This is a genomic window from Halothiobacillus diazotrophicus, from assembly GCF_001663815.1.
GTDB lineage: Bacteria > Pseudomonadota > Gammaproteobacteria > Halothiobacillales > Halothiobacillaceae > Halothiobacillus > Halothiobacillus diazotrophicus.
On record NZ_CP016027.1, the window covers coordinates 886,915 to 910,554 of the forward strand.

General features: G+C 60.6%; 22 protein-coding genes, 1 tRNA gene and 2 CRISPR repeat arrays. Of the genes, 14 read left to right on the forward strand and 9 right to left on the reverse strand.

The genetic code is table 11. The features are described 5' to 3' along the window. The first annotated feature begins 562 nt into the window (after nucleotides 1-562). From A9404_RS03965 to A9404_RS03990, 7 genes are all read left to right on the forward strand, one after another. Entirely contained in the window at nucleotides 563-2,827 is a 2,265-nt protein-coding gene (locus A9404_RS03965; protein WP_066098872.1) for an arginine/lysine/ornithine decarboxylase, read from the forward strand. Between the two features lie 186 nt (nucleotides 2,828-3,013). Further along, nucleotides 3,014-3,100: transfer RNA gene (locus A9404_RS03970), tRNA-Leu, on the forward strand. A 211-nt stretch (nucleotides 3,101-3,311) separates the two neighbouring features. Continuing rightward, a complete protein-coding gene (locus A9404_RS13325; RefSeq protein ID WP_156521225.1) occupies nucleotides 3,312-3,692 on the forward strand; it encodes a hypothetical protein in 381 nt (126 codons plus the stop codon). 81 nt (nucleotides 3,693-3,773) lie between these two features. Further along, nucleotides 3,774-4,151: an STIV orfB116 family protein gene (locus A9404_RS03975; RefSeq protein ID WP_066098874.1), complete on the forward strand. Its 378-nt coding sequence runs from the start codon at nucleotides 3,774-3,776 to the stop codon at nucleotides 4,149-4,151. Continuing rightward, on the forward strand, nucleotides 4,148-5,275 hold the full coding sequence (gene csm6, locus A9404_RS03980) for a CRISPR-associated ring nuclease Csm6 (RefSeq protein ID WP_066098876.1): 1,128 nt from the start codon (nucleotides 4,148-4,150) through the stop codon (nucleotides 5,273-5,275). The genes A9404_RS03975 and csm6 overlap by 4 nt, the downstream gene beginning before the upstream one ends. A 15-nt stretch (nucleotides 5,276-5,290) precedes the next feature. Further along, nucleotides 5,291-6,511 (forward strand): TIGR02221 family CRISPR-associated protein, encoded by a 1,221-nt coding sequence (csx2, locus tag A9404_RS03985; RefSeq protein WP_066098878.1) that lies wholly within the window; start codon nucleotides 5,291-5,293, stop codon nucleotides 6,509-6,511. 152 nt (nucleotides 6,512-6,663) lie between these two features. Then, a complete protein-coding gene (locus tag A9404_RS03990; RefSeq protein ID WP_066098880.1) occupies nucleotides 6,664-7,017 on the forward strand; it encodes a helix-turn-helix domain-containing protein in 354 nt (117 codons plus the stop codon). 183 nt (nucleotides 7,018-7,200) lie between these two features. Here A9404_RS03990 and A9404_RS13675 read toward each other — a convergent pair whose 3' ends face one another. The 3 genes from A9404_RS13675 to A9404_RS04005 form a co-directional block, all read right to left on the reverse strand. Continuing rightward, nucleotides 7,201-7,332, reverse strand: a complete 132-nt coding sequence (locus A9404_RS13675) for a hypothetical protein (RefSeq protein ID WP_257736842.1) — start codon at nucleotides 7,330-7,332, stop codon at nucleotides 7,201-7,203. Nucleotides 7,333-7,608: 276 nt separating this feature from the next. Next, entirely contained in the window at nucleotides 7,609-8,424 is an 816-nt protein-coding gene (locus A9404_RS03995; protein WP_156521226.1) for a hypothetical protein, read from the reverse strand. Between the two features lie 289 nt (nucleotides 8,425-8,713). Further along, complete coding sequence (locus tag A9404_RS04005; RefSeq protein WP_231880945.1) at nucleotides 8,714-9,175, reverse strand: hypothetical protein; 462 nt, start codon at nucleotides 9,173-9,175, stop codon at nucleotides 8,714-8,716. A gap of 178 nt (nucleotides 9,176-9,353) precedes the next feature. Beyond that, nucleotides 9,354-9,957: direct repeats of the CRISPR family, unit length 37 nt; unit sequence GTCTTAATCCCTTTAAGCAGGGAGGGTCGGTTCGGAC. 663 nt (nucleotides 9,958-10,620) lie between these two features. Here A9404_RS04005 and A9404_RS04010 point away from each other — a divergent pair. The 7 genes from A9404_RS04010 (at nucleotide 10,621) to A9404_RS04040 (ending at nucleotide 16,039) form a co-directional block, all read left to right on the forward strand. Next, nucleotides 10,621-10,947 carry a hypothetical protein gene (locus A9404_RS04010; protein WP_066098886.1) on the forward strand — a complete coding sequence of 109 codons (327 nt, stop codon included), beginning with the start codon at nucleotides 10,621-10,623 and terminating at the stop codon, nucleotides 10,945-10,947. 30 nt (nucleotides 10,948-10,977) lie between these two features. Further along, on the forward strand, nucleotides 10,978-12,477 hold the full coding sequence (locus tag A9404_RS04015; protein WP_066098888.1) for a S8 family serine peptidase: 1,500 nt from the start codon (nucleotides 10,978-10,980) through the stop codon (nucleotides 12,475-12,477). A 62-nt stretch (nucleotides 12,478-12,539) separates the two neighbouring features. Then, nucleotides 12,540-13,460, forward strand: a complete 921-nt coding sequence (locus A9404_RS04020) for a hypothetical protein (protein ID WP_066098890.1) — start codon at nucleotides 12,540-12,542, stop codon at nucleotides 13,458-13,460. Then, complete coding sequence (locus tag A9404_RS04025) at nucleotides 13,457-14,071, forward strand: YgjV family protein (RefSeq protein WP_066098893.1); 615 nt, start codon at nucleotides 13,457-13,459, stop codon at nucleotides 14,069-14,071. Before A9404_RS04020 ends, A9404_RS04025 begins: the two co-directional genes overlap by 4 nt. Before the next feature lie 16 nt (nucleotides 14,072-14,087). Next, a complete protein-coding gene (locus A9404_RS04030) occupies nucleotides 14,088-15,179 on the forward strand; it encodes a hypothetical protein (RefSeq protein WP_066098894.1) in 1,092 nt (363 codons plus the stop codon). A 116-nt stretch (nucleotides 15,180-15,295) separates the two neighbouring features. Then, a complete protein-coding gene (locus A9404_RS04035; RefSeq protein WP_066098896.1) occupies nucleotides 15,296-15,625 on the forward strand; it encodes a hypothetical protein in 330 nt (109 codons plus the stop codon). Nucleotides 15,626-15,769: 144 nt separating this feature from the next. Continuing rightward, a complete protein-coding gene (locus A9404_RS04040; protein ID WP_066098898.1) occupies nucleotides 15,770-16,039 on the forward strand; it encodes a hypothetical protein in 270 nt (89 codons plus the stop codon). A gap of 140 nt (nucleotides 16,040-16,179) precedes the next feature. After that, nucleotides 16,180-16,569: direct repeats of the CRISPR family, unit length 37 nt; unit sequence GTCTTAATCCCTTTAAGCAGGGAGGGTCGGTTCGGAC. 216 nt (nucleotides 16,570-16,785) lie between these two features. Here the strand turns inward: A9404_RS04040 and cmr6 are convergent. Genes cmr6 through cmr1 form a run of 6 tightly spaced genes read right to left on the reverse strand, consistent with a single transcriptional unit; the run spans nucleotide 16,786 to nucleotide 23,612 of the window. After that, nucleotides 16,786-17,997 (reverse strand): type III-B CRISPR module RAMP protein Cmr6, encoded by a 1,212-nt coding sequence (gene cmr6 / locus A9404_RS04045; protein ID WP_066098900.1) that lies wholly within the window; start codon nucleotides 17,995-17,997, stop codon nucleotides 16,786-16,788. Then, entirely contained in the window at nucleotides 17,994-18,392 is a 399-nt protein-coding gene (cmr5, locus tag A9404_RS04050) for a type III-B CRISPR module-associated protein Cmr5 (RefSeq protein WP_066098902.1), read from the reverse strand. The genes cmr6 and cmr5 overlap by 4 nt, the downstream gene beginning before the upstream one ends. A 3-nt stretch (nucleotides 18,393-18,395) precedes the next feature. After that, entirely contained in the window at nucleotides 18,396-19,274 is an 879-nt protein-coding gene (gene cmr4, locus A9404_RS04055) for a type III-B CRISPR module RAMP protein Cmr4 (protein WP_066098904.1), read from the reverse strand. A 41-nt stretch (nucleotides 19,275-19,315) separates the two neighbouring features. After that, the gene (gene cmr3, locus A9404_RS04060; RefSeq protein ID WP_066098906.1) at nucleotides 19,316-20,629 is read right to left on the reverse strand and encodes a type III-B CRISPR module-associated protein Cmr3; all 1,314 of its coding nucleotides are present in this window, start codon (nucleotides 20,627-20,629) and stop codon (nucleotides 19,316-19,318) included. Then, entirely contained in the window at nucleotides 20,629-22,536 is a 1,908-nt protein-coding gene (cas10, locus tag A9404_RS04065; protein WP_066098907.1) for a type III-B CRISPR-associated protein Cas10/Cmr2, read from the reverse strand. The genes cmr3 and cas10 overlap by 1 nt, the downstream gene beginning before the upstream one ends. Then, a complete protein-coding gene (gene cmr1, locus A9404_RS04070; protein WP_066098910.1) occupies nucleotides 22,533-23,612 on the reverse strand; it encodes a type III-B CRISPR module RAMP protein Cmr1 in 1,080 nt (359 codons plus the stop codon). Before cmr1 ends, cas10 begins: the two co-directional genes overlap by 4 nt. Between the last annotated feature and the right edge of the window lie 28 nt (nucleotides 23,613-23,640).

Here is a 23,640-nt window from a genome sequence, read left to right on the forward strand (position 1 = left end):
AGCGGCCCAGCTGCACCGGGGTATTGATGCATCGTGACACGCTGGCGTGGCAAACAATGTATTGCGACAACCGTGCCAACACGGGAACAACAGCATCCACATGAATAGTTTTGTTATAAAACAGCACCTTGTGAAATTAGAAAAAGCGAGGAGCAGAAAACTGACCAAACACGTCATGCCTCGTTTTATGGCAAACGCCCGCCCTTGAGCACCATCACTGCGCAGAACGTACCGGAAAACCCTGCCAGGCCGAGCTTTCACCAGCCTTGCGATGAACATCGTCCGGCCGCAGACATCGCGCATTGTTGGCGTCACTCACGCGGCAAAAAGCCAGAACGTCGCCCCCCTTCAACCCTGGCAGGCTTTGGGCAATTCTGACGAGGATCCAGGGTCTTAGGTTCGACCACGGCGTATCCGCGGAATCTATGTACCGTATTTCAATAATTCGTCACAGGAAATGCTCAAAATTGGGGTTTGGCTGCGTTAGAATGCCCCTTCTTTTGGTGTACCCGTGGCGATTCGCCGCACCCGTTTTCACAGACACCAGCATAGGAAACCTCATATGTTGTTCCGTTTCCCCATCGTCATCATCGACGAAGATTTCCGTTCAGAAAATGCATCCGGCCTCGGCGTTCGCGCGCTGGCCGATGCCATCCGTGCCGAGGGTGAAGAAGTACTGGGGGTCACGAGCTATATCGACCTCGCCTCCTTCGCCCAGCAACAGAGCCGGGTTTCTGCGTTCATCGTGTCGATCGACGACGAGGAATTCCACACCATGGGGGAAAACGACGTCGATGAAGAGCTGCCGGTCATCGTGCAGCTCCAGAAGTTCATTCGGGAGATCCGTTTCCGCAACGCGGACATCCCGATCTTCCTGTACGGGGAAACGCGCACCAGTCGCCATCTGCCGAATTCCGTCCTCAAGGAACTGCACGGCTTCATCCACATGTTCGAGGACACGCCGGAATTCGTCGCGCGACATGTGATCCGCGAGGCGCGTGCCTACCTCAGTTCGCTGGCGCCGCCGTTCTTCAGCGCCCTCACCGGCTATGCGGCGGACGGCTCCTATTCCTGGCATTGCCCGGGCCACTCGGGCGGCGTGGCCTTCCTGAAAAGCCCGGTCGGCCAGATGTTCCACCAGTTCTTCGGGGAAAACCTGCTGCGCGCCGACGTCTGCAACGCCGTGGACGAACTGGGCCAGCTGCTCGACCACACCGGTCCCGTGGCCGCCTCCGAGCGCAATGCCGCCCGTATTTTCAACGCCGACCACCTGTTCTTCGTGACCAACGGCACCTCCACCTCCAACCGCATGGTGTGGAACTCGAACGTCGCACCGGGCGATATCGTGGTGGTCGACCGCAACTGCCACAAGTCGATCCTGCACTCGATCATCCTCACCGGGGCGATCCCGGTGTTCCTGATGCCCACCCGCAACCACTACGGCATCATCGGCCCGATTCCGCAAAGCGAGTTCAGCATCGAGAACATCCACGCGAAGATTGAGGCGCATCCTTTCGCATCGCAGGCCGAGAACAAGAACCCGCGCATCCTCACGATCACCCAATCCACCTATGACGGGGTCATCTACAACGTCGAGGAAATCAAGCACCAGCTCGACGGCCACGTGGATAACCTGCATTTCGACGAAGCCTGGCTGCCGCACGCGGCATTCCACGATTTCTACGGCGACTACCACGCCATCGGCGCCGACCGCCCGCGTTGCAGCCAGTCCGTGATCTATTCCACGCAATCGACCCACAAGATGCTGGCCGGTCTCTCCCAGGCCTCGCAGGTGCTCGTTCAGGACAGCAAGGCCAACCTGTTCGACCGCGACGTATTCAATGAAGCCTATCTGATGCACTCCTCCACCTCGCCGCAGTACGCGATCATCGCCTCCTGCGACGTGGCCGCCGCCATGATGGAGCCGCCGGGCGGCACCGCCTTGGTCGAGGAATCGATTTTCGAGGCGCTCGATTTCCGCCGCGCCATGCGCAAGGTCGACGAGGAATACGGCGACGACTGGTGGTTCAAGGTCTGGGGCCCGGACACCCTGGCCGAGGAAGGCATCGGTTCCCAGGAAGACTGGATGATCTGCGCCAAGGACACCTGGCACGGTTTCGACAACATGACCGATCGGTTCAACATGCTCGATCCGATCAAGGCCACGGTCATCACCCCCGGCCTGAACATCAACGGCGACTTCGACGAAACCGGCATCCCCGCCGCCATCGTCACCAAGTACCTGGCCGAGCATGGCGTCGTGGTCGAAAAGACCGGGCTCTACAGCTTCTTCATCATGTTCACCATCGGCATCACCAAGGGCCGCTGGAACACCCTGCTGGCCGCCCTGCAACAGTTCAAGGACGAATACACCAAGAACCAGCCGCTGTGGCGCATCCTGCCGGATTTCGTCGCCAAGCATCCGCGCTATGAGCGGATGGGCCTGCGCGATCTCTGCGACCAGCTGCACAACCTCTACAAGCAGAGCGACGTCGCCCGCCTGACCACCGAGATGTACCTCTCCACCATGGAACCGGCCATGCGCCCGGCGGACGCCTGGGCGAAAATGGCCCGCAAGCAGATCGACCGCGTGCCCATCGACGAACTGGAAGGCCGCATCACCGCCTCCCTGGTCACGCCCTACCCGCCCGGCATCCCTTTGCTGATTCCCGGCGAACGCTTCAACAAGGTCATCGTCAACTACCTGAAGTTCGCCCGGGATTTCAACCGGCAGCTGCCTGGCTTCGAGACCGATGTCCATGGCCTCATCGCCGAAGACACCGAATTCGGCAAGCGCTACTTCGTGGATTGCGTCCGGGACGACTAAGCGCCATCCCGCGCCCAAAACACCAAACCCCGGCATCGACCGGGGTTTGTTTTTCCTTGAGGGTGTCTCTGCATCACGACATGGCTGGGACGTACTCGCTCCCGATGATCATTGCGTACTCAGGCCACTCAGTAGCTGAGCCCCTCCCTACCGAAGCCCCGCAAACTTCGATACAATGCGCCGCCTGCCCGGATGGTGAAACTGGTAGACACAAGAGACTTAAAATCTCTCGATCGAAAGATCGTGCCGGTTCGATTCCGGCTCCGGGCACCAATTAATTCAACATGTTATCTAATCACTGGCGATCATTCGCAATCAGCAACAATCCCTTATCGCCACAAGAAACTGTGGGGGAATTGTGGCAAGTCCTTCCCATCTAAGCTTCCTATATACACAGGCATCGAAAGCCAATGACTCTTCCTAGACATGGAGGGTGATTAGGACTCAGGTCAGGCTGACTGGCATCACAGGTGCATTCCGGGGGTTGGCGGTACTTGCCGGGGGCGTCAGTATTGTTTTTCTGCCAACGGCTGGTGTAAACCGAGAAGAAATGAAGCAGTGGCTGAATCAGTTCCAATGGAACGATGAACAGGACAAGTCCAGCGAGTGTGGAATTAAGCCGGATACAGTATGGCAAAGCTTGATATCCAATGAACTACCTCCTTCAGTTTTATGGACACCCGCAAATAACCATGCCGAAAAAAATTGGCGAATAGTTATCGACTTCGCAGCGAATCATGGACTCACCCCAGATCAAGTGGTTGTAATGCTTAGAAACGCACTTATTCAAACCAAAAATTCAGGAACAGTTACAGAGCTTGGCGATACTGCAACTGATCCATCGGCGACCCTCTACGAATACTAAACGTGCTGCAAGCTTGCGGTAATCGGAACCTGAATAAAACCCGCTATTATCCACCGCACTATCACGACTTGAGCGCTTCCCATGGTCTATTTGTTGAATGCCCCGGTTCTCACCGCCTACGGCACCTACCAGTTTCTGGGACCCATTTCCTCCTTTGAAGCCCGTAAACGTCTGGATGGTCAAGTTGTGTCGTCAGCTATTGGTCATGAAGGAACCGCCAGTTTGCTGAGCAAAATTCTAGAGCGATCTGTTCAAATGAAACGCATCAGTGTTCAACTTCACCCGGGGGATAGCGCACTGGTATTTCGTCTGCTCGAACGACTGCCCGAGGGGGTCATATTAAGTACCGAGGAACTCGAAACCATCCCCTATGAGCTCGGATGGCTGCAACTGATCTCTCAGGGGAATCGGTCGCCCCATAATAATTTTGAAGATATGCCCAGGAGGGGTTTGAAATGAACGACATTCATATCAAGAAACGCATTCTGCTCTGCGTAACGGGCATGTCCCCCCAGGTAATGACGGAAACCCTGTATGCGCTGGCAGTAAACCCGGAGGCGGGTCAAGGAGCCTGGATACCCAACGAGGTACACATCATCACGACCGCGAGTGGCGCAGATCAGGCCCGCCTGAATCTGCTATCGCAGGACACGGGCTGGTTTAAGAAACTCTGCGATGATTACAGCCTACCGCCCATCGCTTTCGGTTCGTCGCACATCCACTGCATCACGGACGAGGCGGGCCAGGTCCTAGATGACATCCGCACACCCGCCGACAACGAGGCGGCGGCCAACAGCATTGCCGAACTCGTGCGGGATCTCACCCATGACCCGAACAGCGCACTACATGTCTCCCTCGCCGGTGGAAGAAAGACCATGGGCTATTACACCGGCTATGCCCTATCCCTGTACGGACGGCCGCAGGACCAGCTCTCGCACATTCTCGTGAGTGCTCCCTACGAGAGCCACCCGGAGTTCTACTACCCGACGCCCTACCCCCGGATCATCCAGAGCCGTGAACCCAAACCCCGTGCGTTCAACTGCGCCGACGCCACGATCCAACTGGCTCATATCCCCTTCGTCCGGTTGCGTGAAGGCATGCCGCATCGCCTGCTGGACGGGAAGGCCAACTTCACCGAAACGGTCAAGCTGGCCAATCTCGCCCATGAGCCAGCCACCCTCCGAATCAACCAGTCCCGGGAGGCCCGGGGCATACGCGTCAATGGCATTCCCGTCCCACTCACCGACACCCCCTTCGCCCTCCTGTACTGGCTGGCAAGGCGGGCGAACAGCGAGAACCCGGAAGTCGACTGGATAGAACATGCCGAGTTCCTGGAGCACGTCACCAAGCTGTACGGGAAGGACAGCCACATTTACGAGGAAGTCGAGCGTGCGCTCAGATCCTGCCGGGGCGACGAAGAACAGATCAAGAAATACTTCCAACCCATCAAGTCGCGCATGAACACCATTCTCAAGGAGGAACTCGGCGCCACGCTCGCGGCGCGATGCCAAAGTCCCAAATCCAGTCGAGGGGGTGGAAATCGGCTCCCGGAAGATCTGACGATCATTTTCGACAACAACTGACGGGAGCAATCCGAAGTGCCCACAACATTACTGACGCTGCTCGGCAAAGGTCGGGACAACCCCCAAACCGGCTACCGGGATGCCACCTATGATTTTCCGGATGGGCAGGCGCGCAAGACGCCCTACTTCGGGCTGGCCCTCGCGGACTATCTGGGCCCCGAGCACGTCGTCATCCTCGGCACCGCCGGCAGCATGTGGGGCGCCCTGCTTGAACACCACACCGCCCAGGATGCCGATGAGCACCTGCGCCTTGAACTCATGGAAGCCGAGGCAGAAGGCCGGGTCACCCAGACATTGCTGGATCAGGTTGCCCCATTGTTCCGAGCGGCACTGGGCCATCAGATAAACCCCCGCCTGGTACCTGCGGGCAGCAGCCCCGAAGAGCAGATCGAGATTCTCAGCACCATCGCCGAGCAACTGGGGAAACAGCAGCACAGCATCCATTTCGATCTCACCCACGGCTTTCGCCATCTCGGCATGATCGGCTTTCTTTCCGCCTTCATGATCGAGCGCCTGCGCCAACAGATACAGGTCGAAGGGCTCTGGTACGGCGCGCTGGACATGACCCGGAACGGCATCACGCCGGTGCTTCGCCTGGATGGACTCAACGCCGTGCAGCAGTGGGTGAGTGCGCTGGACAAATTTGACGTTAGCGGCGATTACGGCGTGTTTACCCCGTTGCTACAGGCCGATGGCCTCCCCGAAGGGGCGGCTCAGTGCCTGATCAAGGCAGCCCATTTTGAGCGCATCAGCAATATTTCCAATGCCGCGAGCCAACTTCGCACGGTCATCCAGGCCCTCAAGGAGCCCCTTGGCGGCGCTAGCTCGCTTTTTCAGGAAACCCTGCACAAGCGACTGTCCTGGGCAAGCAAGGATAACCTCGCCGAACAACAACGCCTGCTTGCCCAACGAGCGCTGGACCGGGGGGACGCCCTGCGCGCCGCCATCCTGGGACTAGAGGCACTAATCACCCACCTGTGCCTGGAACAAAACTACGATCCCCTGAATTATCAGGACCGCGAAAACATCGGTGCCGAGTTTCAGGGGCAAATCCGGGCCGGTGAGCATCCGCAATGGCTGAAAAAAGCCTACTGGACCCTGAATGATCTGCGTAACTCCATGGCACATGGCACCCGGCCGAAACATCCCGACAACCAGAAACTCATGCAGAATCCCGAACGCTTGATCAGTGGATTGCAAAGCATTCTCAGCACCCTGACCAACCACATGCGCTGAGAAGTCGGCCATGGGAAAATCGGTGGTTCATCCGGGGCCATCGCAGCGGCGCCTCCGGCGCACCCGGATCGGGGCAAGCGGAAACTCGCTTGCCCCGGTCGAGGGGCCGCACACTGCGACCGACCACAGCAGATCGAGGAAGGTACGGACGAATGAACCAACAATCCGGTCATATCACCCCAGCCGGCGGAAACATATTCGAGGATCTGGGCTTTGACACCGCCGCCGCCCTGCAGACCGAGTCGCGGCGCCTTGTGGCCCAACAGCAGGCCATTCGGGACAGCCTCATGGCCGCACTGCTCACAGGGATCGACGCGCAGGGGCTCACGCCTGGCGAAACGGCCTCCCTGCTGGGACTCGGCCGCACCCGGCTCACCGAGCTGAGGCAATGCAGAACTGACAGATTCACCATCGACGAGCTGGTCCGCCTCCTGCTGCGAACCGGGCTGAGGGTGCATTTCGAGGTCTCCCTCCCCACGGAAGCCGCAAAACATGAAACCGGGTGACGGGTACCGTTCATGCCGGTGTAACGATACTATCCGGGCCTCACCGATCAAGGGTATTCAAGCGGTGGGCATGGCCCTCGCCCGCCGGCAGAATGGTCGGTTCACCAAGACGAACGCTGCGCCATGAACCTCGCACCCAAGCCGAATGGCAGGGGCCGAGGGATACCGGGATCGCCAGAATGGTTAAGGCCGGCGCAGGTGCTTTACCGCCCACTGGCGCAGCGGTTTTCGATACCTGCTTGCGAAGTGCACGGCCATGGCCAGCCCCAGGCCGACCAGAGAGACGACGATCACCGCTTCGTGGTTAATGTGCATGGCACGGACTCCCGCCTGGATTGAGGATGCTCGGAATGGACACCCCTTCCACATTACCTGAAGTTCACGAGATGCCGAGAAAAAACCCGGGACCATGATTTGGCGGCATCCCGCCCGGAGCGGGTACGGAGCCTCCCCACCGGCCCCTGCTCAAAGGGATTTAGATGCCTCATGTCAGGCACTTGGCATCGAATAATCATGCATCTGCTGACTGCGCTCCTGCAGAAAATTGTGCACAGCGCTGACGCTGGAACAGGTCACAGGGAGTCGAAATACTCAATTGGCAGAGGAAGCGCAGCAGTTGCATGCCTTGAAACCAATCTTTTGCAAGAGCTCGTCTCCGAATTCCAGGTCCGGGTTGAATCTGACCATGAAATAGGTCTTGAGATCTGTTTTGAGCTGTTCCTTCAGGTTGTGCCATTGATCAACGATTCGCCGTGCCCCTTCATCATCGATGTGCACCGCTCCATCCTTGACCTTGTGAGTGCAGTTTCCATAAGCGCAAACAATCGCGATATTTTCCCGTCTGAAGTCCAGCATTTCCCGAATTTTGGTGTCGATGGCCTTCTTTATTTCGGAAATACGGGGGTTTTGCTCTACGGTTATACCCGAGTTCGATGCCGAGAGTTCCTCGGTTGGGCTGGCGTTCCGTAGGCGGAATCTAATCGACATCCGAACCACAAATTGATGAGGGTCTGATTGAAGCAGATCTATGTTGTCCCTGAACCATGCACGGAAATCATCCATAGCCTTCGGTCCCCTTGCAATAATCTCCACGGGAATCCTGTAATTCAGGTAGTTTGCCCGAAGTTTCGGGCATGCGTAATCCTGATGGTAGGCAGGATTTCTTCCCGGAAATACCAGAAAGCTATTGGTGCGCCGATTCGTGGCGACATGCTTGTAGAAGTAATCTATGAAGAACTCCGGGTTCTCGTAGAAAGAACGCGCGGCAGCTAGCCAGCGTTGTTCCTGTATGGACAGCATCCAGAGCGACATGTCGTAAAGATTCCCCAGATACAGTTTATGCAGCTTGGCTCGATCGATGCCCGGTACAAGCCTTTTAGCATTAAATTGTGTGATGTACACCAGCACGATGAAACCCCAATTAATAGGTTGAGGCTTATCGTAATCGCGTACAGGTCATGGGTAATGGGCCGCAAGCTTGCGGCGCGCAAGGGCGTGGATCTTGGAATGGATTGGGATGTTGTGGCGGTTGTCACAAGGACGGATGTATACATCGATGGCGCATCATTGGATCCCGGAGATTCCCCGCGTACGAAATACATCCCTGGCATGGCCGATCACGGGAAGGTTGGTCGGAAAAGACTCGCTTACCATACCCATCATTCTCACCTGAGGCGGAATCCGATCGACTTCGGCCTCACCCGACATGAATTTCTATAATCGTAAAGCCCCTTGAATGTCTTTCAGAAGATTCCTTAGTGACCCTGGGTACATCCAGACCATGCCCATCAGCAGGTAGAGGAAGGATGAGGCAAACGCGTTGGCCGGACGCATGAACAAGGCTTCGGGATTGACCATGGACCAGTACAGCCAGTAACAGCCAGTAACAGCCGTCAATGCTAAACCAGGCGAAGAACAGTGCCAATGGGATCATCTTCCAATTCAGCCGACGGATTACATGAATAAACCAAGGGGCCGTCAGGTAAGTCAAGATTGCCATGGTGAAGCTAACACCAACATCCCAATCGGGCGCAGGCATGACCACAGACCCAATCAGAAGAAGGGCGATCCCCACAGCCAGGGAGCCCAACTTCCATGGACGTAAAAATTCCCTTGACCAATGGATGCTCGTATTACCTTTGCCATATGAAGCAATCATGTAGCCCCCCATGGTGATCTGTTCCGCCCATCCAAGGTAAAAGAGTAAATCGATTCCTATAAGCCCAAGCCGCCAACTATAAGGAGCTTTTGCAAGTTATATCGAAGGCACGGTTTCGCATCAGATCACGGGATAATTGGCGTCACCCAATTTTCGTCCGGATAAGCCATCATCATGTGTCTTAATCCCTTTAAGCAGGGAGGGTCGGTTCGGACATTCGAATCAATGGCGAGTGGTACAATGCTTCTGGTCTTAATCCCTTTAAGCAGGGAGGGTCGGTTCGGACCCAATTCATCGGCGCCAAAGAGGCATGGGGATGTCTTAATCCCTTTAAGCAGGGAGGGTCGGTTCGGACGCGCAGCGCGCCGACGAGGGCCGATAGAATGACGTCTCAATCCCTTTAAGCAGGGAGGGTCGGTTCGGACCGATCGATGTTCGCGGAGCAAGCCTGACATGCCGTGTCTTAATCCCTTTAAGCAGGGAGGGTCGGTTCGGACTGTAGCGGTTCAACCGTCCCAACAGGACACAACCGTCTTAATCCCTTTAAGCAGGGAGGGTCGGTTCGGACAGAGACCATTCCGGTCAATGGTTCGGTTGAAAAGGTCTTAATCCCTTTAAGCAGGGAGGGTCGGTTCGGACGGATTCCTGTTTAACAACCGTCCATTTAGGACATGTCTTAATCCCTTTAAGCAGGGAGGGTCGGTTCGGACCGAGACAGGAGATACGAACATGAGCAGCGTCATGTGTCTTAATCCCTTTAAGCAGGGAGGGTCGGTTCGGACTGCTGTCATATTTCCAAATGATTTCGAATCAATGGCTTGGCGCGGATTTTTTCCGCACCAAAATGAGGCAAAAAAGTTAGCTTTTTTGAGCCGTCGTTCTTGCTGGATTTTGAAAGATTCCGAACCGGTTGCGCATCCGAACCGTCCCCTAACTCTACCCGCCGCCCTGCCCCTCGGCAAGCGGTTCGTTCCCGGCCCGATAGACCGATCGGGGTAACCCGCCCCTTGCTCGCCAGCGTCTCGCCAATCGCCGCCCCGCTTGCGGCCCAACGTCCCGCACGCTCCTGACGGTTCGCCCCAGCCGCAACGGGCACTCACGTCATCAATCACGTCATCAATCACGTCATCAATCACGTCATCAATCACGTCATCAATCACGTCATCAATCACGTCATCAATCACGTCATCAATCACGCCATCAATCACGCCATCAATCACGCCATCAATCACGCCATCAATCACGCCGGACCGGCTCGGTGGGCCAACCGGGCTTGCAAGCTTGCCCCACGGGATCCCCCGGGCGCATCCGGGAACAATGCCTTTCATCAGGAACGCGGCCGGCGCTTCCGCTTCGCCGGAACCATGCCGGCCAGGGCAATGGATCGGTCGATATTCACCCGCCCCGCCACGGACCCGCCAATACACGAAAGGTAGTACACCACCATGCACAGTTCACGAATTGACAGGCACACGACCAACCCGCTCCCACACGCCCCGGTGTTCCGTGCGCTGCCGGTCCTGCTGGTCACCCTGGCCCTGGGCGGCTGTGCCACGCCCGAGGGATACCGGCCCCACCCGGGATTCCGCTGGCAGCCGGTGGGCATCAACGCCGAGGGCTGCACCCTCTACACCAAGGTCGCCACCCGCCCCGGCACGGTGGTGGATGCCGCCTTGTGGGTCCGCACGCCCGACGGGGCCCATGTGCTCGACCCGACTGCCTGCCACGGGGCAACCGGGGAGCGCCCGAACAACGGCCGACACGACCAGTAACCACCGACACACCGACCAGGAGTCCCGACAATGAACGCGAAGAATCTGCTGACCCTTGCCCTCCTTGCCACGACCGCCGCCACCCTCGCCGGCTGCGGTGGTGGTTCCTCCACGCCGCCGGACACCGGGAGCTATGTCCCCAATCCGGCACCGACTCCGGCGCCGACCTACCCGACCAACAGCGGGCGGGTGACGGTCACAAGCGATTATGCCGGTGCGCCGGCTCAAAGCGTGACCGTGGCCGTTCTGGACTCCGGCATCAACAGCCAGCACCAGGAATTCACCGACAACGGCGGCAAGAACGGCGTCGGTGGCGCGATTGTCAGCGGCGGGATCAACACGGTCAACGCTTATGACAATGCCTATCCGACACTGCCCCAGACCAGCGGCAATCTGGACACGACCAACTACCAGTGGAATTCCAGCCAGTACAGCAACGAGTCCTACCACGGCAACTTCGTCGCCTCGATCATCGCCGGGGCACATACCGGCTATTCCGGGGATGCCAGCCTGTATATCGAGAAAATCACCGGCTACGGCACGGCAAGCGCCAATGTGATCGACTTTGGCTTCTCGGACGCCGCCAACAACGGGGCTCAGTTCGCAAACCTCTCGTTTGGGTACGACCCGATCAGCGAATATCAGCAGACAGCGAACTACGAAAATTCCGTCAACGGGTATCAAGGAACCGTCCGCAATGCGACCGATGCCGACTGGGTTTCGTGGCAGAACACGATCAGCCATGGCCTCGGCATGGTGGTGAGCGCGGGGAACAATTCCTTGAACTTTTCGACCTCTCACGCCACGGCGGCTGGCTGGAATGTCAACAATCCGCTGTACAAGCAAGTCCTGATCGTTGGCGCTTTGTCCTCGGACAACAGCACCCTGGCCTCCTACTCGAACTACGCCGGGGATGATCCGAACGTCCAGGCTCGCTTCATCACGGCAGTCGGCACCAACACCGGTGCCGACCCGAGCACCAACACAAAGTATGGGCAGTTCATGGGGACCTCCTCGGCGGCCCCCATCGTCACCGCCGCAGCCGCCACGCTGAAGTCCTACTGGTCGTTCATGACCCCGGCCCAGGTAGAACAGCGTTTGCTGGACACCGCCGACAAGAACTTCAACAGCCTGTGGAACCAGAACAACTGCGGCACCTCTGGCGCCCTGAACTGCGGCAGCTACTACTACGGTTCGGGGCGGCTTGATCTGAACGCGGCCATGCAGCCGGCTGGCGTGGTCGTGACCACGACCGCCGCCTCGGTGCCGACCAGCGCCTCCGCACAGTCTGCCCCGGCAGCCGCAACCGGTATATCCGTCCCGGCCTCTCTGGCCCCGGTTGCCGCCTCGGTCAAGGCCGCCTCGGTGGGTGTCCAGGGATTCGACGCCATCGGTCGCAACTACACCCTGAACCTCGCGCCCTCGGTGAGCACCTTTGCCGACCCGACGCAGACGGTGAGCTACAAGATGACCGGCTTCGCGGCGAAGTTCATGCAGTCGGGTCAACCGTTCAAGACGCTGGACCAGTAAGCGCCCAGCGCGCAGTAGCCCGGCTCTGCCGGGCAGGATGGGCGAAACAGAGGACAAGAGACATGGCAGCCATCATTCACCAGATGATCGACTACAACAGCGCAGGACAACCCGCGATGGCCTATGTCGAGGCCGTGGCCGCCCGCCCCGAAGTGGGCAGCAGCTTCGCCGCTTTCCACTTCACCAAGGGCCGCGCCCTGCCGGGCGAGCCGGGGACCGACCTGCCCGTGGCCCTGGTGACGTTCAACGGGGCCGGCCCACTGGCCGGGATCGTTCAGAACGCCGATGGGGTGTCCTCGACGATGCGCAGCGGCCCGGTGTTCGTCAAGAATACGGCCTGGTCCGGCAACGCCGGGCGCGCCGACCTGACCGGCAACGACACGGTGATGCAGTTCGGTTCGGCCATTGGCGTGGATTTCACCGACACCGTGCAAGTTCGGGCCGAGCAGGTCCGGGCCACGGAAAGCCGCGGCTTTCTCGGTGCCATCGGCACCGGGGGGTTCAGCACCTCTGGCGGGGCCACCCTGCAACTCACCGGGCTGTCTCTGCGCCTGCACGGCACCACCCGTTTCGGTCGTCTGGGGCTGTTCGCCACCTACCGGCAGGGCACGGCCCGGTCGGCTTACGCCAACTCGCTGCTCTCGCGGATCGACGCGAAGCTCACGCAGGCAGCCAGCGGGGTCTGGTGGCAGGACGGTCGCAACGCCGCCGCACTCGTCGTCAGCCAACCGCTGGGCATCACCGGGGGCGACATGAGCCTGAAGCTCGCCTCCGGCCGCACGGACGCCGGGGCGGTCACGTACAACACCCCGACCGTGAACCTGACCGGCATCCGTCAGGTGAACGTCGAAGCCGGGTTCACCCACTACATTAACAATCAGGTGAAAGTGGGCCTGAACCTGATCTACGTGCAGCACCCGAGCAACCAGCCTGGGTTGAATCACGACGCCGGGGCCATGCTGCTGATGGGGGCAAGACTGTGAATGACCTCTCCGCCATCTGCTACGCCAACCTCGTGGGGCTCATGCTGATCCCGCTGGCTTGGTGGCAATTCGCCCACGCCCGCGACAAGCGTGCGTTCCTGGCGCTCAATGTCGGCACCTGTCTGGTCGTGGCAGCTTCCTTCGCCCTGGTCGGGCAACAGACCGCGGCAGCGGTTTCCCTGGCCGCCGCCACCACCAGCCTGGGGCAGTATGTGTTGGCCGAACGCTCGCCCTTCCTTCGCGCAGGGGTGGCGCTGGCCTCCATTTCCGGTGCGCTGACACTTGCCTTCCCGCACGATCTGTTCGCCTGGCTGGCTGCCTTCGGCTATGCCTGGGTGCGGGTGGCGGAAGCCAGTCGAGAGTCCCTGATGCGCACCATGTACGTCCTCTCCCCGGCTCTCTGGGCGCTGCTCTCGCTGCATGCGCAAAGCTACACCCTGGCCACGGTAGATCTGGTCGGGCTCTTTCTGTCCATCCGCTGGGTGGTCACCCGCCTGGAGCGCCTGGAGCGCCGGTTAGACACACAGGCCGGCGAACCGCACGCCCCGCATCCGACCCGCACCAAGGCGGATGCCCCAGCCGTACCGCCAACCCGCCGGCAGACGGCATGACTCCGGAGACCCGCCCATGATCATCCCCAGGGACCGAACCTATTTCCACCACCAGTTGTTGATGGGCCGCCTGCGCCTGCTCAGAAATCAGCGACAATTCCTCTGGCTCGGGACCCTTACCCTGATCTGGCTTGCGGCCGTCGCCGTCTATTCCCGTTTCCAGTCTGCCCCGCCCCCCGGAACGCTCGAGTTCGTCAGCCTCGTTCTGTTTCTGACGCTCGTCGACATGTATCTCTATGGGCAATTGCACACACAGTGGCGTCGCCGCAGCGAACTCCGGCAACGGATTGACGAAATTCGGGCACTCGTTCACCCGGTGGGCGATGCCGATACACCGATCCGGGATAGGGGATCCTGGTGTCGGGCTGGTGATCGGACAAACCGTAGCGGGACGACCAAACCGTTCGGCTGGCCGCGGAAATCCACCGGGCACTCGGTGACGAAGGCGAAGCTGCTCGCCCTGCGCGCGCGACTCCCGGTATTCGGCCTGGCCAGCGCGCTCGCCCCGGACACCCTGAAACCGGTGCCGTCCACGTACCTGGATGCCGAAGGCCGAAACTGGACCCGCCTCGATCACGAACCGACCGGCCCGTTCGGCCCCCTGCTGGCCGCCCTGGAAATGCGCGACATGGCGCTGTACGCGGAAGACCGGCGCCGGGCAGGCCGGCACCTTGGCGCGGCGATACGGGGGGTGCCGCTGGCCGTGCTGCGCGCCCTGGGTCAGCCGGATCGTCTGGTGAACGCCCTGGTCGGTGCGCCGGGCATCGAGGGAAGCTGGACGTTCAGCACCGAGGCAGGCAAGACCTGCCGGATTCCCGTCGGGCGTATCGGCGGCGCGCACCTGGTGTTCGTCCGCCATGTACAGGAAACTGACACCCGGGGCGCCTCGCGCCTGATTATTGAACAGGTGATCACGGATCGTCGGCTGGTCATCCTGGATGTAGCGCGCTTCGAGGTGTTCACCCGCGCCACATCGCTGCCCCTGTATTTTCGCGATACCCGGGTGGCGATTCCGCCGGATGCCCCCGTCCTGATACCCCAGTCGCAACCCGATCGCCCCATCGTCGCACTGGGGGAGGCTGCCCTGGCGTACGAGATCGAATTCTGAACGGTTTCGCCGGGCCACGCCCCGCGCGGACGCCTGCGATCCGGCGACGGTTCTGATACCTTCACGCCTGGCGATGTCGTGGACAATGCGCCCCGCCTGCAAACCCGGAGACAACGATGGAACACAAGATCCCGACCTACCTCGTCATCACGATACTTTTGCTCCTCTTGGCTTGGTTGACCGCCTGGGCGATCCCGCGCATCCCCCGCTTGCCCCGGGCACGATGGCTACGAATGATGCAGGCCATGAGCAATCGGATCATCTTCGCCGGGTTGGCCGTCATGCTGGCCCCGTGGCTGTTCGGGGTGCTTCGGACGACCCCGTTCAATCTGCCCACGGCACTCGGCGGCATCGGTCTGATCGTGCTTGGCCTGCTGCTTTCCGCCTGGACATCACGGCAGACCTCCGGACATCAGCCCGAAGGAGCAGGAAAGGAATGCGACTGATGCACCGACTCTCATGCCACGGGTAGGCTGGCTGCCCAGGGTTGTTGCCCTGGCTGCTGCCCTGGCTGCTGCCCTGGCTTGCTGGCCCGTCGACGAGGACGAGAGGGTGGCAGAGACCCTGGAACGGAAAAAAGGCATAACGCGATGAGCGGATTGATCCTGGAAGTGCTGATTCTGCTTGTCCTGGTCGTCGCATCGGCCCTGGGGCTGAGTTACGTCGTGACGCTCAATGAAAAGCGGGTAAAGCAACAGCTCGATGAACAGCGCCGGGCGCGCATTCAGGCGGAGTCTGGCCCGGCCAATGACGCAGTCGCTCCGAACCCTCGGCCTCATGGTTCACGGCCTCATGGTTCACGGCTTCATGGCTCACGGCTTCATGACCGGGGGCCTCATGACCCGGGGCATCAAGGCTGAACATCGAATACCAGCGAGCAACGGACGGCGGATAAAATCCCCGGACTTCAGGAGCATGATCATGGGCCGGCAAAAGGCCCCGGTCAGTCACTTGCGGCCTGAACAGTCCGACCCATCAATCCGGACAGGTACTCGGCAACGACTAAATCCCTTTAAGCAGGGAGGGTCGGTTCGGACAGCTCCGGCTGCGCCAGCGTTTCACCTGTCCAGTCTTAATCCCTTTAAGCAGGGAGGGTCGGTTCGGACACACCTCACAAACCTCTTCGGTAACGTACAGTATGTCTTAATCCCTTTAAGCAGGGAGGGTCGGTTCGGACCGACTGCGAAGGGGGATCTGTGAGCCTGCCTTACGTCTTAATCCCTTTAAGCAGGGAGGGTCGGTTCGGACAAGTGCCGGGCGCGCATATCGAACAAACAGAGAAGTCTTAATCCCTTTAAGCAGGGAGGGTCGGTTCGGACCCGCAACGGCTGTCAAGTACAGCGCAAACGAACTGTCTTAATCCCTTTAAGCAGGGAGGGTCGGTTCGGACTGCTGTCATATTTCCAAACGATTTCGAATCAATGGCTTGGCGCGGATTTTTTCCGCACCAAAATGAGGCGAAAAAGTTAGCTTTTTTGAGCCGTCGTTCTTGCTGGATTTTGAAAGATTCCGAACCGGTTGCGCATCCGAACCGTCCCCTACTGTACCTGCCGCCCTGCCCTACCGCAAGCGGGTGGCCGCCGATACCGAGAACGGTATCGGGGCGTTATTCCTCCCCTCGAAGCACCCGGATGGCTTCCTGAATCTGCTGCTTGCGTTCCTTTTTCCCCGGCGTGCCCCATTGCCGGGTCAGGGTCTCGGCCAGCAGGTCGCCGGCCGCCCGGCGGCTGCGCGGATCCGTCCACGCCAGCACGCGCTCCATGAAGGCCAGCCGCTCGCGCTCGAAATTGCCGCCTGGCTGATAGGGACGCTGGCGTGCTTCCGCGAACCCTGCACGGAAGGCCTCGACCTCGGTCAGGTCCTGCTCATGCGCCTTGTCTTCCGGGGAAAGCGTCGCCTTGCGTGCCGTTTCGGCCCGTTCACTGGCCCTCCGGGTCCGCTCCGCCTCCAGACGCGCCTCGGACTCGACATCGCGGTACAGTGCGCCATACCCGGTGGCGGTCTTGCCGCCGGCGCCGGACTCCGTCAGGGCACGGGTCAGGGCATCGGCGACGTCTGCCAGATCGATGCCGGTCGCTGCCCCGGTCGCGCCCGGGCGCAAACAGAACCCGAACTGCAGTTCGATATCCCGGGCAGCCAGAAAGGGCACGGGCACGGGCTGGTGCCAGTCGGCCGGCACCGCATCGGGTCCGGGGACCTTGTCGCCCCGGGCATACCATTGCCCCATGTGGGGGGTCATGACATCGACACTGAGGGTGACGGGCCTGACAGGCAGCGCGTCGAAGAACACCAGCGCCCCGCGCTGGGTGGCTTCCTGCGCATCAGGGACCTTGTTGGGGTCCTTGTCGGCACTGCCGAACCACTGGCGCAACAGACCGCGAAGTTCCGCCCCTTCCGCATCCAGATGCGTTTCAATGTAGCTGCGCAGCAGGCCCTTGACCGCCGCGCCGCTGAGGTAAGGCACACCAAGCGTGGGATGCCAGGCAAAGCCGTTCTCCACCGGATGGGGATTGCCCATGCCGGTCACGAGATGCCCGCCCGAGTGGAAGCGCAGCACCTGCCCTCCCAGGCCACCGACCAGTTCCGCCAGGGCGGCATTGTGCCGCTCCAGCGCCGGGGCACTGCCGGCCTCCCTGCCATGGAACTCGCTCAGAAGCCAGTGGGTGTTACCCTGTTTGTCCTGATTGCCCCGAGGCTTGAGTACGGCCCAGGTGGCGGAATCGTACTGGTCGTAAAAGCGCTCGAACCAAAGACCTCGATGCGCCTCGTCCGGGCAGGACCCGGGCAGGTCGCCCTGACCGTAAATCGGCGCAGTCATGCACCACCTCCGGGTTGGGTCGTCTCCCCTTCATTCATGAAAGCCTTGGCGAATTTCTTGACCCAGTCCATCAGGGCCAGGGCCTCTGCCTGGGCCAGCCGGTAGGCATGCATGTCTCTGGAGATGACGCCATCGAGAAGATCCTTACAGCCGGCGTAAGGCTGGCCGGCCATACAGAGCCACTCTGAAAGCAGATCGTAAAGCTCACCATGCGGGTCGCCTTTGGCCCCTTTGGACTTGAAGAAGGCAGCCGCCTGCCCCAATCCATTCATGTGAATCATCGCAGGCAGACTGGCCGCGTAACTCTTGTATTCCTTCTGGCTGACCTTGCGCGACAGTGCCTGCTGTACCTGCGCCAGCGCGTACTTGGCGCGTTGCTGCTGAATGGTCTGCATCGCTTATTCACTCCCCTGGGTCTTGACGGCACACCAGCCCATGCCGACGGTCTCGTTGCCACCCATCTGGAGCCAGGGCTTTTCGTCGAACAGGCCGATGACGGCACCCAGAATATCCTGCGCACTCATGGCAGCCTCCCCGGCACGCGCCTTGTTCGCGCTCAGGCCCGCATAGAGCAAGGTTTCCGGCGGCAACGTCTCCTCGTACCACAGCGCTCCGCCCCGCACGGTGCCGGTGGCGGAATCAATCGCGATATGGGCATTGACCGGCGTGGCGTGTTGCGCCAGGTGGGCAAACATGTCGTTGCTCACGACCACCAGTTGCCGTTCCAGGTCCTCCCTGATCTGGTCGCGGCTCATCAGGCCAGCCAGGGTATCGATCAGGCCATCAAGGTCCCGGGCCGTGGCACTGAATCGATACTCTTCGAGAAACAGCGCGGTATCCGGGGTCTGCTGCGGCACAATCGCGGCATCCTGCTGGATATCGGGCAGATCGAAAGCGGGCACGGTGACGCCGAATCGGGCCGCATCGCTGCGATAACGCTGGAGAGCCGCCGGGCAGGTCACCCACTTGAACTGGGATGTCAGCGATCGGATGGGCAGGAGCAACAGGCGGGCATCGCTTACCAGCAAGGCCCCGGCATGATCGCTGGCGTGGTTGGTGTCGGGACCGAACACGAACCGGACGCTGTCGTTATCCTCACCGTATTGCGACTCGGCACGGGCGCGCAGCGCGCCCTTGAGGGAGGAACCGAAAACGCAGGGCCATCCGTTGTGGCCCTCCCGCTGGATCGGCAGATCAATGACGCCGGTGGTTGCGCCGATCCCGGCATGCAGGGAAGTTTGCGCGAACAGCCCGAAAATGACGTTTGCCTGTTGCATGAGGTTTTCCTTGAATCGTGAATGGGTTTTCGTGTTCGGGGTTACTGGTCCTGCCAAGGGCCAACCGCGAGGTGCCCGTAGCCGTATTCGGTTTGTACACCAATTTGTCGGTCGTGCAGGGCCTCACAGGCGGCCTGGACATCGCCTTCGACCGTGCAGAAAAACACGCTCCCCGCCGGGACAAAGCTCGTGACCGGGCGAGGAAGCTGATTGGTCATGTCCCAGCCTCCGCTTCTCAGGGCCTTGCCCGTGACGGCACCGTGGAGCGTCAGCGCGATGCCGTTCAGGGTGCCGGTCCAGACGGTAGGCGTGCCTGCTTCCCCCGATTCCTGCCGGGCAAAGCCCAGCCAGGCGCCCCCCGGCATGAGCAGCGGCGTGAGCAGGTACAGGGCGATCCCCTGGCCGGAGCCTGCCCCGGGCGCGGGGAGATCGACCGCTTTCTGCAGGACGCTCAGACGTGCGGCACGGCCCTCCCCGCCCAGACGGACCAGCGACTCGTTGGGCAGGCTGTCCGGCAACCCCGAAGCATCCACCTCGATACTCAGTGCCGGTTGGGGCCGGATATGGCGGGTCTGGTAGAGCATGCCTTCGATAACGGTACGCCTGCGGTTATCCCGGGCAATGCCGACGCGGGACTCTCGGAAAAAAAGTTGGTCGGCGGTCCGGAGCTGCGCCGGGTCCGGGAGGTGCCCCGCCAGCACCCGGGCCAGTCCCTCGCGGGTCAGCCAGGTGTCTTCCATCGGTCTGGCCCCTCGGGCGTGCCTGTCCTCGGGTAGTGCCGGCAGGCGAACCCGTCTGCCCAGGTCACACCAGACCGGCGACTTGTCCAGGTGCAACGGGTAGATGCGTGCCGCCTCACCGGGCAGGTGCAGGGGCGCCGGCTTCCTGAGCAGGTGCAGGGGCGCCGGATACAGGCGCTCGCCATTCAGGGCCAGCCAGACACCCCGGAAACTCAGGCTTCCGAGTTCCTCGTCGTAGCCGATGATCTGACGCAGGGAATGAGCGGGCTCCGCCCGATATGCCTGCCAATCCACCGCTGCCGATTCCCCGATCAGCGTCCGCACGGCCCCCGCAAGCGTGCGCATCGGTGGCGGAAAGACGCTCTGCAGTTCACCCATGGCTTCCATCGGGCGGGATTCCCGGAAGAACAGCGTGTCTGCGGCATCGAAGGCCAGCGTGGCCCGCCCCGCCTTCAGCCCTAACTGGACAGGCGATGGCGGCCTGACCGCTTCGCCCGATGCGGCGCGGGCCATCCCGGTCCGAGGTTCCGGATTCTGTACCGCATTGTGCGCACCGGTTCCCGCAGGCTTTTTTTTGTCGTAGCGGATCGGTTTGTGCTTTTTATGCCCGGCCATTACGCCACTCCCTTATGCGCCAAGAAACGAACGAGCAAGGCGGCATCCGCCTCGCGGACCATTCTGCCCCACCGTTCGGGTTTCGGTTCGTCCGGATCCCGGATGACCGGAGTACATTGTTCCAGCAGTGGTTGGATGAACTGGCGGGCCTCCCCACGGGTGGTGAGGCGGGATTTGCCCGAGTTCAGATACTCCATCGCCAGCACATCAGTGAGCACGGACCGGGCGTCGTCATCGCCGCCCTCGGTGGGCGCGAGGTCGGCAAGGCGCTCGACGATCTTGTAAATGAACTTGCCGGAAAACTGCGTGGATTCCTCACCCTCCAGGCGCAACTGCCCGGCAATTTCCTCGAGATACGTCTTGTTGCTCTCCGGATTGAGGGCAATGCTCCAGGGCTGGGCCCATTCGATTTTCGAGCCCCCCGGTTTCCAGACACGAATGGCGAGGGCATCGCGCCCCCGCCCATCCTTGGCGAGCTCGTCCAGCAGGGGGTGGGCATCGCCCAGCACCTTGCCCAGCGGCATCCGAATGTGGGCAAACTCGATACCCCCCGACAGCGTGGTCGGTATGCCGGTGTCCCTGAAACAACCCAGATAGTGCGAGCGCAGCTCGGTCGCACACGGAATGGCGTCTTCCAGCGGCAATACCGCCAGTACGTCATCGCCTCCGGCATAAATCAGAAAGCCATTCCAGCGGTCCACGATATCCGGTGCCTGCCGTGTGAATTTTCGCAATCCATCCGCAATAGCTCGCTGCTTGCCGATATCGCTCATGTGAGACCCGAGCGAATCGCCATCCATCAACAGGATGGCGTAGAACGGCGAAACGGGATCGAGGCCGGCGCTTACTTCAACCCGTTTCAGCGCCTTCTGGGCCTTCTCGGCCAGAGCCCGGTCGGGAAAGAGATTCCGGTTTTCGAGCTGGCTGCTGTAGAACACATTGCCATCCAGAGACAGCAGGTGCTTGAAGTCACCGGCCCGGGGCTGCGCCCGCAAGCAACGAATAGTGGTCAGCCATTCCCCGTACTCGCCGCCGGTCAGTTCAGCGGCCGCCGCATGGAATGCGCGCAGATCGTCGGCGTCGGCCTTTTCCAGAACATTTTTCAGCCAGGGCACGGCAGCCATGTACGCCACCGATGGGACACCGCTCGGCACCTCCCAGCCTTTCAGCTTCCAGCCCGACGGAAGCTGCGCGTCGAGGTGATGAAAATGCCGGCTGAAGCGGCGCTTCACGAAGGCAATTGCGCACAAGGCCTCGTTTTCCGCGAGATCACTGGTCATGCCGTTTTGGCCTTGCTCGCGCACGGCATCCCAGAACGCATTCATCTCCCGGCGATTGGGGGCAACCTGGCCGGAAAGCTCCTGCCAGCCTTCCATCATGGAACATTTGACGCCAGGTTCATCCGGCGGGGTGTGGGTACGCCAGTTCTTTCGTTTGTCGAGCGCCGCGCCATCCCCCTCATCGGGTGTAATGACCCAGCTCATATCCCAGAATCGCCCGATTTGACGATCCCATACCGCCCGCTGGACCGGACCGGCCACCTCGGACAGATCATGGGTCCATACGGTATCGGCCAACGCCTGCCAAGCCGCCTGCACCGCCCCGACGACCACGTCCGGATCAAAAGTCGCGGGATCGACAGCCGCCACGACCCCCTTGAACCGGTTGGGAATGCTGCCCTGCCGAGGCTGCCTGCCGGAACCCTTCCCCACCAGCCAGTTCATGTAATGGCCATCAGGCTCGGGGAAGGCCACATCGCCCCCCTGTCGACCGACCGCCTCGATGGCAACCGCCGACAACCAGGAAAGGATGAAGGAACCCGCCCAGAAATCACGGGTACGACGGGCCTGGGCCACAAAGCCCTGAACCGGCCCGAGGGTGAAGTGAAAGTAATGGGAAGTGCTCATGCAAAGACCGCCGCTGGCAACTGTTCGAGGAATGCTTCCGCGAGCGGGAACTCGACTGCGTTCAACTCGGGATCGAAATGGAATTCGGCGGGCAGGTACAGGACAGCGGCGGTGAACCGGTCCCCGATCGGATGTACATGAAACAGCAGGGGGCTTGCGCGTCGGTTGCTCCCTGCCTTTTCTTCCAGCGGTGACTTTTTTGCTCTCTTTGACTTTCTAAAGTCAATCGGGATACCGAAAACCCGCTTCCGGGCGCCACGAACCGGGCTATCCTTGGATCCACGATAGGTTTTGAATGCCTGGGCCAGCTCATTGTGAGCCTTGCGCGCCGATGAGGCAGGTTCACCGCTGATACCGAAGCGGGCCGCCGAGCTGAACGCCGTGAATGGCGGTAGCGCATGGGCCGATGTCGAACAATCCGGCCAAAGACGCCGCACCGCCTCCTGATAGGTGGCCACGTCATTGAAGCAGAGGGCGTGATGATCCAGCGACTCGATCGCCACGGCGCCAAAACCGCGCCGCGCGCGACTGCCCAATCCACCGAACAACCCCCATGCAGTAAGGCTATCCCGCAACTGCTGAAGAGCCGCCTCGCTAAGCCCCGGCAAAGCCAGCAACTCGACGGTAAACACCTGATTCTCCCTGATGTACTCACGAGGAGGCTGATAATTGCCTTTGTCCACCTGACCACTCCCCCAAAGCCCCAGGCCGACATAGCTACTGCAATACTCGCTGCAGGGATTCTTGAGGGATACCTTCGGCCAATCGGCCGCTCGACTCAGTTCGTGCGGGTCGGAATGGACCCGCAAAGTGAACCGGGCTGCCTGCCCATTTTCTGCCGCCGAGCCGAATAGCGCGGCTTCCTCAAGATGGAGTTGGTGGAGAGCAGCGGTATCTGAAGGTTCTGCGGATCGAAACCGGCTCCAGTTCAATGCCCGCCACCAGAAACGCAGCGCGCCCTTGACGGAAAGCGGGGAAATGGCCGATGCCTTCTGTTGGGCATCCCCGAGGAACATGGGCACCACGATGCGATAAGTCGCGGTAATCGAAGGGCAATCCTTGAACTTGAGCGGCATGCTTCGGGTTCCTCAATGTAAACAATGC